The sequence below is a fragment of the Streptomyces chromofuscus genome, assembly GCF_015160875.1.
Taxonomy (GTDB): Bacteria; Actinomycetota; Actinomycetes; order Streptomycetales; family Streptomycetaceae; genus Streptomyces; species Streptomyces chromofuscus.
In genome coordinates this window covers 2,863,779-2,877,161 of the sequence record NZ_CP063374.1, presented here as the reverse complement: position 1 = coordinate 2,877,161, position 13,383 = coordinate 2,863,779, and the positions used below count along the sequence as shown (strand labels likewise).

General features: G+C 71.7%; 9 protein-coding genes and 1 pseudogene. 4 read left to right on the top strand and 6 right to left on the bottom strand.

Annotated features, from left to right (window positions below; all coding sequences use genetic code 11):
- Positions 1 to 22: 22 nt before the first annotated feature.
- A complete protein-coding gene (locus IPT68_RS12885; protein ID WP_189698463.1) occupies positions 23 to 3,325 on the bottom strand; it encodes a S8 family serine peptidase in 3,303 nt (1,100 codons plus the stop codon).
- 214 nt (positions 3,326 to 3,539) lie between these two features.
- On the opposite strand from IPT68_RS12885, the gene IPT68_RS12880 reads away from it, so the two are divergent.
- Entirely contained in the window at positions 3,540 to 3,995 is a 456-nt protein-coding gene (locus IPT68_RS12880; protein ID WP_189698462.1) for an NUDIX hydrolase, read from the top strand.
- Between the two features lie 296 nt (positions 3,996 to 4,291).
- Entirely contained in the window at positions 4,292 to 5,431 is a 1,140-nt protein-coding gene (locus tag IPT68_RS12875) for a serine hydrolase domain-containing protein (protein ID WP_189698461.1), read from the top strand.
- 88 nt (positions 5,432 to 5,519) lie between these two features.
- Here the strand turns inward: IPT68_RS12875 and IPT68_RS12870 are convergent, their stop codons facing one another.
- Both IPT68_RS12870 and pepN read right to left on the bottom strand, forming a co-directional pair.
- Positions 5,520 to 6,569 carry a hypothetical protein gene (locus tag IPT68_RS12870; RefSeq protein ID WP_189698460.1) on the bottom strand — a complete coding sequence of 350 codons (1,050 nt, stop codon included), beginning with the start codon at positions 6,567 to 6,569 and terminating at the stop codon, positions 5,520 to 5,522.
- Between the two features lie 208 nt (positions 6,570 to 6,777).
- Positions 6,778 to 9,384: an aminopeptidase N gene (gene pepN, locus IPT68_RS12865; protein ID WP_189698459.1), complete on the bottom strand. Its 2,607-nt coding sequence runs from the start codon at positions 9,382 to 9,384 to the stop codon at positions 6,778 to 6,780.
- Between the two features lie 150 nt (positions 9,385 to 9,534).
- Between pepN and IPT68_RS12860 the strand changes: the two genes are divergently transcribed.
- Positions 9,535 to 10,173 carry a mycothiol-dependent nitroreductase Rv2466c family protein gene (locus tag IPT68_RS12860; RefSeq protein ID WP_189698458.1) on the top strand — a complete coding sequence of 213 codons (639 nt, stop codon included), beginning with the start codon at positions 9,535 to 9,537 and terminating at the stop codon, positions 10,171 to 10,173.
- On the opposite strand, the gene IPT68_RS12855 is transcribed toward IPT68_RS12860, so the two are convergent.
- The 3 genes and pseudogenes from IPT68_RS12855 to IPT68_RS12845 form a co-directional block, all read right to left on the bottom strand.
- The gene (locus IPT68_RS12855; RefSeq protein ID WP_228040409.1) at positions 10,170 to 10,403 is read right to left on the bottom strand and encodes a hypothetical protein; all 234 of its coding nucleotides are present in this window, start codon (positions 10,401 to 10,403) and stop codon (positions 10,170 to 10,172) included. The two genes, IPT68_RS12860 and IPT68_RS12855, sit on opposite strands and share 4 nt — an antisense overlap.
- Positions 10,404 to 10,654: 251 nt before the next feature.
- Positions 10,655 to 10,846, bottom strand: a pseudogene (locus IPT68_RS12850) (Fe-Mn family superoxide dismutase); the annotation flags it as partial.
- Between the two features lie 126 nt (positions 10,847 to 10,972).
- Entirely contained in the window at positions 10,973 to 12,352 is a 1,380-nt protein-coding gene (locus tag IPT68_RS12845; RefSeq protein WP_189698456.1) for an amino acid permease, read from the bottom strand.
- 306 nt (positions 12,353 to 12,658) lie between these two features.
- On the opposite strand from IPT68_RS12845, the gene IPT68_RS12840 reads away from it, so the two are divergent.
- Positions 12,659 to 13,243 (top strand): biotin transporter BioY, encoded by a 585-nt coding sequence (locus tag IPT68_RS12840; RefSeq protein WP_189698455.1) that lies wholly within the window; start codon positions 12,659 to 12,661, stop codon positions 13,241 to 13,243.
- The last annotated feature ends 140 nt before the right edge of the window (positions 13,244 to 13,383 follow it).

The following is a 13,383-nucleotide window of genomic DNA, read 5'->3' as shown; positions in this document are numbered from 1 at the left end:
CCCCCACTGCCGTACCGCTGACTTACGGCGTGACCTTCTCGATCTTCACGTTGCCGACGCCCGCGACCGTGCCGCGCGCGTTGACCAGCTGCACCTGGCCGAAGAACTCCCGTCCCTCGGGTGCGGCCGCGGCGGCGGTGACGGTGCCGGACACCGTCGCCGTGTCGCCCGTGCCGAGCTTCACCGGCGTCGAGCCGTCGACGCTCACGCTGCCGAGGGCGGCGGAGAAGAAGACGTCCCGGTAGTCGTACGCGGTGGAGCCGGCCGGCACGCCGTAGCCGAAGACCTCGATGGTGTAGGTCCCGGCCTTCGGGGAGGCGAGCGTCACCCGCTCCTCGGAGTCGCCGTCGGCGGAGCTGCCGACCTCGGCGCCGGAGGCGTCCTTCACGACCAGGTCGAGGTCGGCGGAGGCGTCGGAGACGTTGCCGATCACGACGTCGAGCGACGTCGCGCCCTCGGGCACCTGGACCGTGCTGGTCTGGGTCTCACCCTGCTGGATCGTCGGGCGCGTGGTCCGGGACGAGCCGAGCGGCCCGCCGACCACCTTGCCGTCGATCGCGGCGTAGGCGTTGGTCACCTTCCAGGAGGCCGCGGCCGGGGTGCCGACCTTGGCCTCGGGCACGGTCACGGTCTCCGGGTCGAAGGCCACGCCGAGGACGGTGACGTCCAGCTTGTACGGATTGTCGAGCAGCGGCGACGTACGGCGCGACTCGACCTCGATCTCCCAGACGCCGGCCTGCGGGTCGGCGTAGGAACGCACGTCCGGGCGGCAGGTGTTGGCCGGGTTGGTGTAGTTCGGGTAGCAGTTGATCGTCGACGTCGGGTCGGCCGGGACGCCGTACGGGTGGATGGCGATGAACCGGGTCTGGCTCTTGTCCTTCAGCCCGCCGAGCGCGACCTCCAGCGACGTGGCGCCCTCGGGCACGGTCACGAAGTACGACGTCGTGCTGTTGCGCTGCACCGAACCGGAGGCGCTGTAGGTGTACTTCAGCGGCTGCGAGACGACGACCGTGGTGAGGACCTGCTTGTCGATGCCCTCGGTGTACGGGTCGTCGACCTCCAGGATCGCGCTCTTCAGCCCGGCGGACCTCGGCGCGGCCTGCACCTTGACGGTGACCGGCTGGTTCAGCGGGAGCCGCACCTCGTCGGAGCCGACGATCCGGAAGGTGTCGCCCGCGTTGTTCTCGAAGTGCAGCTCGTGCCGGATCGCCCGGTCGGCGCCGGACGTACGGGTGATCGTGACGTCGTACGTCTTCTTCTGGCTGGCCTTCAGACCGCCCTCGCGGTCGTACAGGCCGGTGCCGTGGCCCGGGGTCTTCAGAAACTGGTCGATCGCGGTGTCGACCGGCGCCTTGACCGCGTAGGTGTGCGCGGTGGCCCCGTCGCGGATCGCGTCCCACGCGTCCTCGATGTTGACCAGGCCCGCGCCCTCCTCGTACGCCTGCACACCACGGATGTGGTCGGCGGTCGAGGTGAGCGCCGTGCGCAGGGTCGCCGGGGTGAGCTCGAAGCCCCTCTGCTTCGCGGCGGACAGCAGCAACGCGGCCGCGCCGGTCGCCTGCGGGGAGGCCATCGAGGTGCCCTGGAGCATGGAGTAGCCGGGCGGCAGGCTGTAGCCGGCCTCGGCGACCGGGCCGCCGGGCGACCAGGTCTGCGTGGTGTTGATCGCGGCGCCGGGCGCGGACAGCGTCGGCGTGAACCCGCCGTCCTCACGCGGGCCGCGCGAGGAGAACGGCATCATCGCGTACCGCTTCTCCACCTGGGAGCCGTAGTTGGCGGCCCACGTCTCCTTGGAGATGGTCGCGCCGACCGAGATGACCTTGTCGGCCAGCGACGGGTCGCCGATGGTGTTGGCGCCGGGGCCGGAGTTACCCGCGGAGATCACCAACTGGACGCCGTACTCGTCGATCAGGCGGGTGTACAGCTCGGCGCGCGCGTTGTTGCCGTCGTTCAGGGCGGGCAGACCGCCGATCGACATGTTGACGATGTCGACGCCCCGGTTGACGACGAGGTCGATCATGCCTTCGGTGAGCGCCACGTTGGTGCAGCCGCCGGACCAGGTGCAGGCCCGGGAGGAGACCAGCTTGGCGCCGGGCGCGGCACCGTTCATCTCGCCGCCGAACAGGCCGTTGGCGGCGGTGATGCCGGCCACGTGCGTGCCGTGCGAGCCCTCGATGACGCCGATGCTGACGTAGTCGGCCTTGGCGCCGGCCGCGTTGTAGACGACGTCCTTGCGGATCTCGACCACGAACGGGATGCGCTCGGCGATCGCGGTCGCCGGGTCGTCCGTGCCGAAGTAGCCGATCTGGAAGCCGTCCTTGTACGGCTTCATCACGGTGTCGTCGGTGAAGTCCAGGTCGTCGTCGAGGTCGACGCGCGCGGTGCCCGAGGCGGCGTCGTACAGCACGCCCCAGACGTCGCTCGTGTCGCCGTCGCGGTTGAGGTCGCCGGCCATGTCGCCACCGGTGGTGGCGGACTCGGCGAAGTAGTTGAACTTGTACGAGCCCTCGGGCGCCTTGAACGTCTCGGTGCCGAGCGCGGTCGTGGTGATGGCGAAGGTCGGGCCGCTGACCGAGGTGGTCATCCGGCGCCAGGTGCCGTCGCCGTCGACGACCGGGTCGGTCGCGGTCACCCAGTCGACGATCTTCCGCTCGCCGGTGGTGGTCTTCCGCAGCGCCGGGTGGCCCAGGTCCACACCCGAGTCGAGGATGCCGATGGTGATGCCCCGACCGTCCGCCTTCGGGTGGTCCTCGACGAAGTCGACGGCACCGGTCTCGAAGGACGGGTTGTACGGGTTCTCGGCGGGGGTGTCCTTGCCGGGCGCGGGGTAGCTGCCGGCGGCCTCGGCGCCCCGCGTGGTGCCCGCGTTGGGCCGCGGGTCGTCCAGCGGGATCTCCTCCCGCAGGTCGATGCCGTGCACGGTGGACAGCTTGGCGGCGGCGGCGATGGCCGCGTCCGCCTTGCCGGTGGGCACGGTGGCCCGGACGTAGCCGAGCTTGTCGTACGTGCGGCCGACCATGCCGCCGTCCACCGAGTCGAGCTGCTCGGCGACCTGCTCGGTCCTGCCGGGCGCGGTGGCGACCATCATGGTCACGCTCTTGTCGCCCTCGGCCTTGGCCTCGGCGAGCAGCTCGGCGTCGTCGGAACCGAGCTTGTCGTGCGCGGACTTCAGGCCGGGGTCGGCCGCCGCGGGTGCCTGGTCCGCGGCGAGCGCCACGGGTATCGGCCCGGCCGCGGCCAGCGCGGCGACGAGACCGGCTGCCACGGCGATCCGAGCCACGCGTCTCGCGCCCGGTGTCGCATCGCTCTGGGGGGTGATTGTCATCGGCATCCCTTGTTGGTTAAGGAACGAGACAGTCCGGAATACGGTCCCGGACGACCGCTCAGCCTTACGCAACGGCGGGATGTTTGGCGAGGGTTGACCGAATCGAAATGGACGGATGGGGAAAACCCGCGATGGGCATTGCGGGGCAGGGAGGGTGAGCGGCACATTTCGGGTGCCGGGTGGCATTCCCGTTGTGACGGGTTACCGTCCCCTCGTGCGCAGAAAGTTGAGGGTGGCGGCCTACGCCATATGCGTCCGCGACGGACAGGTGCTGCTGGCCCGCTCCCCGGCATCCGACGGCACTCCCGAGTGGGTGCTGCCCGGTGGTGGCATGGAGCACGGCGAGGATCCGTACGACACCGTCCGCCGGGAGGTGCGGGAGGAGACCGGCTACCGGATCGAGGTCACCGGCATCCTCGGCGTCCACTCCTTCCACCGCGTCTTCCCGCGCCGCCGGCTGAACCCGGCGACCGACCACCACGGCGTGCGTCTGGTGTACGAGGGGACCGTGATCGGCGGCGAACTGCGCCACGAGATCGGCGGCTCCACCGACATGGCCGCCTGGCACGAACTCGACGCCGTACCCGCCCTCCGACGCATCGCGCTGGTCGACCTGGGCCTGCGACTGTGGCGGGAACGCCCGGCCGCGGGGCGCGTCGACCGCGCGTAGGAAGGGGGGTACTCCGCCGGACGAACGGCTGGTGACGCCGCGTCGGCCGTTCGGCGAGCGGCCGCCGGCGCGCGGGACCGGCCTCCCTCTACCGCGAGCTGTCCTTCAACGCCCCGGGGCCCGTACGGACCTGGCCGGGGCCTCGCGTGACCGCGACACCGAGCCGGTCCTCGAGAAGGGCTGAAACCGGCTCAACCGGTACCGGCCCCGAACAACCTCCACGCGGTGCTCACGGTTTCTTCCCCTGTCCGTACTGTGATCCGAAAACGATCCAAGAGGATCGGATGGGGGAAGAGATGAGCGTACGAGTGACCCTCCTGGCGGCGACCGCCGTGGCACTGTCGGCCGCCGTGGCCGTCCCGGCCCTCGCGGCGCCCACCGGGGGCGGCCACGCCGCGACCCGTGAGGCACTGCGCGCCGCCGTGAAGGACGGGGTGCCCGGCGTCACCGCGACGGCGAAGGACGCGCACGGCACCTGGCGGGCGACCGAGGGCGTGGCCGATCTGCGCACGGGCGAGCGGCGTTCGCCGGCCGACCGGTACCGGGTGGGCAGCATCACCAAGACGTTCGTGGCGACGGTGCTGCTCCAACTGGAGGCGGAGGGCAGGCTGTCGCTGGACGACACGGTGGAGGAGTGGCTGCCGGGCGTGGTGCGGGGCAACGGCCACGACGGCCGGCGGATCACCCTGCGCCGGCTGCTCAACCACACCAGCGGCGTCTACGACTACACCTCCGACGAGGAGTTCGTCCGCACGTACTTCCTCGAGGACGGCTTCTTCGAGCACCGCTACGACACCAAGAGGCCGGCCGAGCTGGTCGCGGTCGCGATGGCGCACCGGCCGTACTTCGCGCCGGGCACGTCCTGGAGCTACTCCAACACCAACTACGTCCTCGCCGGCATGGTGATCCAGGAGGCGACGGGCCGGCCGTACGGCGCCGAGATTCGCGACCGCATCATCGAGCCCCTGCATCTGCGCGCCACCTCGGTGCCCGGCACGCGGGTCACCGTGCCGCAGCCCAGCAGCCGCGCGTACGGCAAGCTGGCGCAGACGACGACGGGGCCGACGTACGACGTCACCGCGCTCAACCCGTCCCTGGCGTACGCGGCCGGCGAGATGATCTCCGACTCGGCCGACCTCAACCGCTTCTACCGGGCGCTGCTGGGCGGCAGGCTGCTGCCCGAGCGGCAGCTGAAGGCGATGAAGACGACGGTGGCCATCGACGGCGCCCCGAACGCCGGCTACGGACTGGGCCTGCTGGACCGGAAGCTGTCCTGCGGCGTCCACGTCTGGGGACACGGCGGCGGCATACACGGCTCCTCGTCCGAGGCGGTCACCACCGCCGACGCCCGCCACTCCCTCGCCTTCAACTTCAACGGCGACTGGGCGGGCGAGGGGGAGGCCGTCATCGAGGCGGAGTTCTGCGGCGACCGCTAGCCCGCGAACGCCGGTACGAGGAGGGGCCGCCCGGCGTCGGCCCGGACGGCCCCTCCTCTCCCCTCCTGATGCCGGCCCCGGTCCGTCACTACCGGGGGAGCACCACCACGTACGCCGCCGGATCACGGTTCGCCGACGCCATCAGCGCCGTGCGCAGGACGGTCGCCTGCTGCTCCATCGCGTCCCGCAGCTTCTTCGGCGTGATGTACACGACCGTGATGCCCAGCCGCTCCAGGTGCTCACGCTTGCGGGCGTACTCCGACCACAGCGCGTCGTCCTCCTGCCGATGGCCGTGGCGGGGTGCGCGGGTGTCCAGCTCCACCGCCACCGCGTGCTCCGGCCAGTAGGCGTCCAGGCCCCCGAGGTGCGGGCCGCCGGGCAGGCGCAGGTCGACGTTCCACACCGGGTCGGGCAGGCCGAACTCCCGGACCATGCGGTACAGGCGGTCCTCGGCGATCGCCCGCCCCTCGGCCAGCAGCGAGTCCACCGCGTCCACGACATGCGGCCGGCTCAGCAACCGGGCCTGGTTCAACTCCCGCACGATCGACGCCGGTTCGCAGTGCCCGCCGCGCACCGCCTCGGTGAGCAGCCGCCGTACCGCGCCCGCGTCCCGCAGGCCCGCCACCGCGTCGGCCAGGGCGCGCGGCACGGGTGCGACCGGCAGCCCCGTGCGCTGCTCCGGCGTTGGCAGGGCGGGGGTGCGCACCACGTGGGCGCAGCCCGTCGAGCGGAGCCGGCGCATCCGGGGAACCAGGACGTCGATGTGGTCCAGGGCGGGCAGCGGGGGGACGGCGGCGAAGCCGTGCAGGTTCAGGGCGGCGAGGCCGGTGATCATCGCCTCCGGATACGGCGGGCGGTGCTCCTCCTCGGCGCCGGGCTGGGCGGGGACCGCGGGGGAGGTCTCCCGGGCCGCGTACATCAGCACCGCGTGCAGCCGCTCCTCGCTGGTCGGCGGGCCGGGGTGGAGCAGGTACACGCCCGGCAGGATCTGCTGCCAGGGGCCGCCGGACTTGCACTGCCCGTCGGTCTCGGCGGGCGACACTCCGTGCGCCCGCAGCTGAGCGGCGGTCATGACCCGGCGCAGGCCGTCGGACAGGTGGTGCAGGGGGCGGGGGGAGAGCGGGGTGTTGTGGTTCATGACCCGGAGATTCCCGTGTCCGATCAGCCCTTTAACCGTTGTTACACGCTCGTCGACAAACCAGGACAAGCTCGCCCTAAAGGACGCATGTTCGGGTGCCGAAAACCCCTGGTCCGTTCGGGTGCGGACCAGGGGTTACGGTTCGGATTACCTGTATTCAGTAACGGATCGGTTCCGCGGCGCCGGAGGCCGCGGAACCGCGCACGCCTCAGGCAGCGCCCGCCGCCGCGTCGCACGCCTGTCCCCGCAGGGCCCGCGCCAGGTCGTCCCGGGCCTCCAGCACCAGCCGGCGCAGTGCCGGTGCGGCCTCCTCGTGGGCCGCCAGCCACGCGTCCGCCGCCGCCAGCGTCCCAGGCGAGTCCTGCAACGCCGGGAACAGCCCGCGTACGACGACCATGCCGATCTGGATCGACCGATCCGTCCACACCCGCTCGATCGCGGTGAAGTACTTCTCGGCGTACGGCGCGAGGAGTTCGCGCTGCGAGGCCTGCGTGAAGCCCGCGATCGTCGCCTCGACCAGCGCGTTGGACAGCGCGTCGGACTCCACGACCTGCGCCCACGCCTGCGCCTTGACCGCCTCCGACGGGCGGGCGGCCAGGCAGCGCACCTGGTGGCGCTTGCCGGAGGCGGTGTCGTCCCGGGCCAGTTCCTCGGCCAGCGCCTTCTCGTCCGCGACCCCGTGCGCGGCCAGCGGCTCCAGGAACGCCCAGCGCAGCTCCTGGTCCACCTCCAGGCCCGGCAGGGTCACCGTGCCGTCCAGCAACGAGGTCAGCAGCTCGAACGCGGCCGGCACATCGGCCACCCGTGCGAAGAACCGCGCCCACGCCAGCTGGTGCTCGCTGCCCGGTTCGGCGGAGTACAGCTGGACCGAGGCGCTCTGGCAGAGCTCCCGCCCGGCCTCCTCCCGCCGCTCCGGCGCGGTGTAGTGCACCGCCGCCGACTCCGCCCATGCGTGGAGCATCTGCAGCACGCCGATGTCGGTCTCCTGGCCCGCGAACTTCACCACCAGGCCGATGAACTCCCGGGCCGGCAGCAGCGCGTCCCGCGTCATGTTCCACAGTGCCGACCAGCACAGGGCCCGCGCCAGCGGGTCGGTCATGTACCCCAGATTCCGCCGCAGCGCCGCCAGCGAGGTCTCGTCGAAGCGCGTCTTGCAGTACGTCAGGTCGTCGTCGTTGACCAGCACCAGGTCCGGCGCCTCGGCGCCCGCCAGCTCCGTCACGACCGTCCGCGCCCCCTCGACGTCCGTCTCCACCCGCGCGTACCGCTCCAGCGCCGGGTGGCCCTCCGCGTTCTCGGTCCGCCGGTACAGGCCGATCGCCACCCGGTGCGGCCGCAGTTCGGGGTGCGACTCGGGCGCCTCCTGCACCACCGCCAGCTCGTCGATCCGGCCGTCCGTGGTCAGCAGCACCTGCGGCGTCAGCGAGTTGACCCCGGCCGTCTGCAGCCAGGACCGCGCCCACGCGCCCATGTCGCGCCCGCTGGTCTCCTCCAGCACCGACAGCAGGTCACCCAGGCGGGTGTTGCCGTACGCGTTGCGCTTGAAGTAGCGCCGCGCGCCCTCCAGGAACGCGTCCTGACCGACGTACGCCACCAGCTGCTTGAGCACCGAGGCGCCCTTGGCGTAGGTGATGCCGTCGAAGTTCAGCTTGGCGTCCTGCAGGTCGCGGACGTCCGCCGTGATCGGGTGCGTGGAGGGCAGCTGGTCCGCCCGGTAGGCCCAGGCCTTGCGGCGGTTGGCGAAGGTGATCCAGGCGTCCTTGAAGCGGGTCGCGCCGACGTTGGCGAACGTGCCCATGAAGTCCGCGAAGGACTCCTTCAGCCAGAGGTCGTCCCACCACTCCATGGTGACCAGGTCGCCGAACCACATGTGCGCCATCTCGTGCAGGATGACGTTCGCCCGGCCCTCGTACGACGCCTGCGTCACCTTCCCGCGGAAGATGTACTCCTCCCGGAAGGTGACCATCCCCGGGTTCTCCATCGCGCCGAGGTTGTACTCGGGCACGAACGCCTGGTCGTACTTCCCGAAGGGGTACGGGTAGTCGAAGTGGTCGTGGAAGAAGTCCAGGCCCTGCTTGGTGACCAGGAAGACGTCGTCGGCGTCGAAGTAGGGGGCGAGGCCCTTGCGGCACATCGCGCCGAGCGGGATCTCCAGCCGTGTACCGTCGTCGAACGTGCGGCTGTAGGAGTCCGTCACGTAGTGGTACGGGCCCGCCACCACGCAGGTGATGTACGTCGAGATCGGCTTCGTCTCCGCGAACCGCCACACGCCGTCCGCCTGCCGCCCCTCCCCGTTGCTCCACACCGTCCAGCCCTCGGGTGCGCGCACCTCGAACCGGAAGGGGGCCTTGATGTCGGGCTGCTCGAAGCCCGCGAACACCCGCCGGGAGTCGGCCGGCTCGTACTGCGTGTAGAGGTACACCTCGCCGTCCTCGGGGTCGACGAACCGGTGCAGGCCCTCGCCGGTGCGGGAGTAGGCGCACTGGGCGTCGACGATCAGCTCGTTGTCGGCGGCGAGGTCCTCCAGCAGGATCCGGGAGCCGTCGAAGACCTCGCTGGGGTCGAGGTCGCGGCCGTTGAGGGAGACGGCGGTGACGTGCGGGGCGATCAGGTCCGCGAAGCTCGCCGCGCCCGGCTCGGCGCAGCGGAACCGGATCGTGGTCACCGAGCGGAAGGTCCGCGGCCCGTCGCCGGACCCCTCGCCGGCTGCCTCGCCGACGGCGGAGCGCACGTCGAGGGACACGTCGTACCCGTCGACGGACAGCAGGGCGGCCCGCTCCCGGGCCTCGTCGCGGGACAGATTCTCACCGGGCACGGGCGGCACTTCCTCGGGTTCGTCGGACACTGCTGATCAGGACCGATCCTGCCATGTGCTGCTGACCGGGGTCAGCCGGGAATGGTGGGGCGCGTCGCGGTGTTCCCGCCGACGTTATCCCGGGACAACCACTTCCTCATGAGGAGAGACATGTCGGACAAGACCCCCGTCGACTTCTGGTTCGACCCGCTGTGCCCCTGGGCCTGGATGACCTCCCGCTGGGTGCTGGAGGTGGAGAAGGTCCGTGACATCGACGTCCGCTGGCATGTGATGAGCCTCGCGGTGCTGAACGAGGACAGGCTCGACGAACTCCCCGAGGAGTACCGCGAGATGCTCTCCACCAAGGCGTGGGGCCCGGTACGGGTCGTCGTCGCGGCGCAGCAGGAGCACGGCGCGGAGGTGCTCGGCGACCTCTACACCGCGCTCGGCACCCGCATCCACAACCAGGGTGAGGGCCCGGAGAAGGAGACGGTCGCCGCCGCCCTGAAGGACGCCGGCCTGCCCGACTCCCTCATGGAGCACTGGGACGCCACCCCCTACGAGCCCCAGCTGCGCGCCTCCCACCAGGAGGGCATCGACAAGGTCGGCCAGGAGGTCGGCACGCCGGTCATCGCGGTGCCCGGCCCCGGCGGCGAGGAGGTCGCCTTCTTCGGCCCGGTCGTCACCCCCGCTCCCCAGGGTGAGGAGGCCGCCCGCCTGTGGGACGGCACCCTCGCGGTGGCCTCGGTCCCGGGCTTCTACGAGATCAAGCGCACCCGCACCAAGGGACCGGACTTCAGCAACCTCTAGGACGGCTCGGACGGCTCGGTCTCGGGCGGCATCTTCCGCGGTGGGTGCAACGGCCTCCACGAGTGGCCGGTGCGGATGTTGCGGCAGTCCCGCTCGGTGGTGACGCAGATCCAGTACTCGTCCACGTACGCACGCGGACCGAGCCCCTTCAGCTCACGGATCACGTTCCGCTCGCGGTCGTCCTTGACCTGCCGGTGCGGTTCGTCCGTCCCGCACGTGTAGCAGGGCATGGTCCTCTCCATCGGCATCCCGCCACGATGCCCGGGAACGCCGCCCACCGACAGTCCCCGCGAGCACATGGCGGGGGTGCGCCGGGGCGCGCGCCGGTCCACCGTGAGCCGGTGCCCGCCTCCCCGTCGGCAGCCGGGGCGCCGTGGACCGGAAGGCCCCCGCGAGTCACGTCCTCGCGGGGGCCTTCCTCTTTCCGCCTGCCCGGTGAAGGGTGAGAAGACGATCACGAGGCAGGACGATCAGGACGCGCTCAGGGCGCGAGCAGCAGCACGTCGGCGCGGGACCCGGCGGCCTCGTGGCGCCGCGCCACGTCCTGCCAGTCGACGACCTGCCACATGGCCTCGATGAAGTCGACCTTCTGGTCGCGGTACTGGAGGTAGAAGGCGTGCTCCCAGGCGTCGAAGACGAGGATCGGCGTGGCGCCCTGCCCGACGTTGCCCTGACGGGCATGCGGGGTCCCTCCGAGCTCTTATTGCAATTGGCTTGCAACTACAATCTAGCAAGAAGAAGGCCCCCACGCGTGAACGTGGGGGCGATTCGGTGAGGGCCCGGGTGAGGCTTCGCGGGGTCAGCGCCCGGCGCGCGCCCGCTGCCAGGCGTAGCCGACGGCCGCCAGGACCAGGGTCATCGCGCCGGTGGAGTACAGCTGCACGCGCGTGTCCGGCTCCCGCGCCATCAGCACGAAGATCGCCGCCATGCCCGCGAGCGCCACCCAGGTCAGCACCGGGAACGCCCACATCCGCACGACCAGCTTCTGCGGCGCCTCCCGCTCCAGCCGGCGGCGCAGCCGCAGCTGCGACACGGCGATGAAGATCCAGACGACCAGGATGACCGCGCCGATCATGTTCAGCAGCCAGGGGAAGACGTCGTCCGGCCGCCAGTAGCTGAGCGCCACGCACACGAAGCCGAAGAAGCTGGACGCGGCCACCGCGGTCCGCGGCACCCCACCGGACACCCGGCCCAGGGCCTTGGGTCCCTGGCCGCGCCGCACCAGCGAGTAGCCGATGCGCGAGGCGCCGTAGATGTTCGCGTTCATCGCGCTCAGCAGCGCGACCAGCACGACCACGTTCATCAGCTGACCGGCGCCCGGGATGCCGAGGTGGTCGAGGGCGGCGACGTACGGGCCGCTCTCGACCACCTCCGGCGAGTCCCAGGGGACGAGGGTGACGACGACCGCCATGGATCCGACGTAGAACAGCGCGATGCGCCACATCGCCGTACGGACCGCGCTCGCCACGCCCCGCACCGGGTCCTCCGACTCGGCCGCCGCGATGGTGACGGTCTCGAGACCGCCGTAGGCGAAGATCGAGGCGAGCAGGCCGATCACCAGGCCCTCACCGCCGCCGGGCAGGAAGTCGGTCAGATTGCTCGCGCCGGGGGAGTCGGTGCCGGGCAAGACGCCCGCGATCGCCAGCACGCCGAGCACCAGGAACAGCGTGATCGCGCCGACCTTCAGCGCGGCGAACCAGAACTCGAACTCACCGAAGTTCTTCACCGCGGCGAGGTTCGCGCCGCAGAACACCAGCATGAACAGCGCCACCCACGCCCACTCGGGCGTCCCCGGCAGCCAGCCGCTGACGATCTTCGCGGCGCCGATGCCCTCCAGCCCGACGGCCGTGCACAGCAGCACCCAGAACGCCCAGCCCACGGTGAACCCGGCCCACGGCCCGATCGCCCGCTCGGCGTGCGCGGAAAAGGACCCCGACGACGGATACGCGGCCGACATCTCGCCCAGCATCCGCATCACCAGCATGACCAGCAGACCGGAGAGGACATAGGCGAGGACGATCGACGGCCCGGCGGCGGCGATGCCCGCGCCGGAGCCGACGAACAACCCCGCGCCGATCACGCCACCGAGGGCGATCATCGACAGGTGGCGCTGCTTCAGCCCGTGGGACAGGGACGCGTCCGCCTCGGGCGGGGCCTCTACGGGGGTGGTGCGGGACATGCGTGGCTCGTCCAGTACGTGAGGGGATAAGAGGGACAATCGTACGGAGTGTAGAGGCCGGGACGACGAAACCCGCTGCCCGCCCGATTGGCGAGACTCTACAGAGCCCTTCTCGCCCCGGCGTCGCGAGCCATACGTCTTCACCTCAGTGACCGGTATCACGCCCGTTCACGTGTAACCGCCACTCTTTGTCAGGAGCCAACCACCGCCATGCTTGCGCCTTTGTCGGGCGGTGACGGTGGTCGGCCCCGGTGCCCTGGGTTAGCGTCACGGTGTCCCGAACCGCCCTCACTTCGCGGAGTCCCCATGAGCACCGCTACCGCCGCCCCCGCCCGCCCGGGCCAGGTCCTCGCCGACCTGCTTCCGGCCTCCCGCGTCCGCGACGTCGCGCTCGTCGTCGGCGGCGCCGTGCTCACCGGCCTCGCGGCCCAGCTCGCCGTGCCGGTCCCGGGCACCCCGGTGCCGGTGACCGGCCAGACCTTCGCCGCGCTGCTCGTCGGCACCGCCCTCGGCGCCGGGCGCGGCTTCCTCTCGCTCGCGCTGTACGCGCTCGCCGGTGCCGCCGGCGTGCCGTGGTTCGCGGAGGGCGCTTCCGGCGCCGCCGCCCCGTCCTTCGGCTACGTCATCGGCCTGCTGCTCGCCGCCACCGCCGTCGGCGCGCTGGCCCGCCGGGGCGCCGACCGCTCGCCGTGGCGGACGGCGGGCGCCATGCTCCTGGGCGAGGCGATCATCTACGCCGCCGGCGTCCCGTACCTGGCCCTGGCCACCGGCATGTCCGCCTCCGCCGCGATCGCGGCCGGCCTCACGCCGTTCCTGATCGGGGACGCGCTGAAGGCGGCGCTGGCGATGGGCCTGCTGCCGGCGGCGTGGAAGCTGGTCGGCAGGCGCTGACCGAGGCTCGGACGTCGGAGGGCCGGGACGGCGCGACGCCGCCCCGGCCCTCCTGCTTTTCCGCCGCCGTCACGCCGGCCGACGCCGCGCCGTCACGCCGGCCGACGCCGCGCCGTCACGCCGGCCGACGCCGCGCCGTC

Bases quoted from the DNA above. Each gene is read 5' to 3' on its own strand.
- IPT68_RS12840 (WP_189698455.1), top strand. From the start codon at position 12,659: ATGAGCACCGCTACCGCCGCCCCCGCCCGCCCGGGCCAGGTCCTCGCC.
- IPT68_RS12845 (WP_189698456.1), bottom strand. From the start codon at position 12,352: ATGTCCCGCACCACCCCCGTAGAGGCCCCGCCCGAGGCGGACGCGTCC.
- IPT68_RS12875 (WP_189698461.1), top strand. From the start codon at position 4,292: ATGAGCGTACGAGTGACCCTCCTGGCGGCGACCGCCGTGGCACTGTCG.
- IPT68_RS12870 (WP_189698460.1), bottom strand. From the start codon at position 6,569: ATGAACCACAACACCCCGCTCTCCCCCCGCCCCCTGCACCACCTGTCC.
- IPT68_RS12860 (WP_189698458.1), top strand. From the start codon at position 9,535: ATGTCGGACAAGACCCCCGTCGACTTCTGGTTCGACCCGCTGTGCCCC.
- IPT68_RS12885 (WP_189698463.1), bottom strand. From the start codon at position 3,325: ATGACAATCACCCCCCAGAGCGATGCGACACCGGGCGCGAGACGCGTG.
- IPT68_RS12855 (WP_228040409.1), bottom strand. From the start codon at position 10,403: ATGCCCTGCTACACGTGCGGGACGGACGAACCGCACCGGCAGGTCAAG.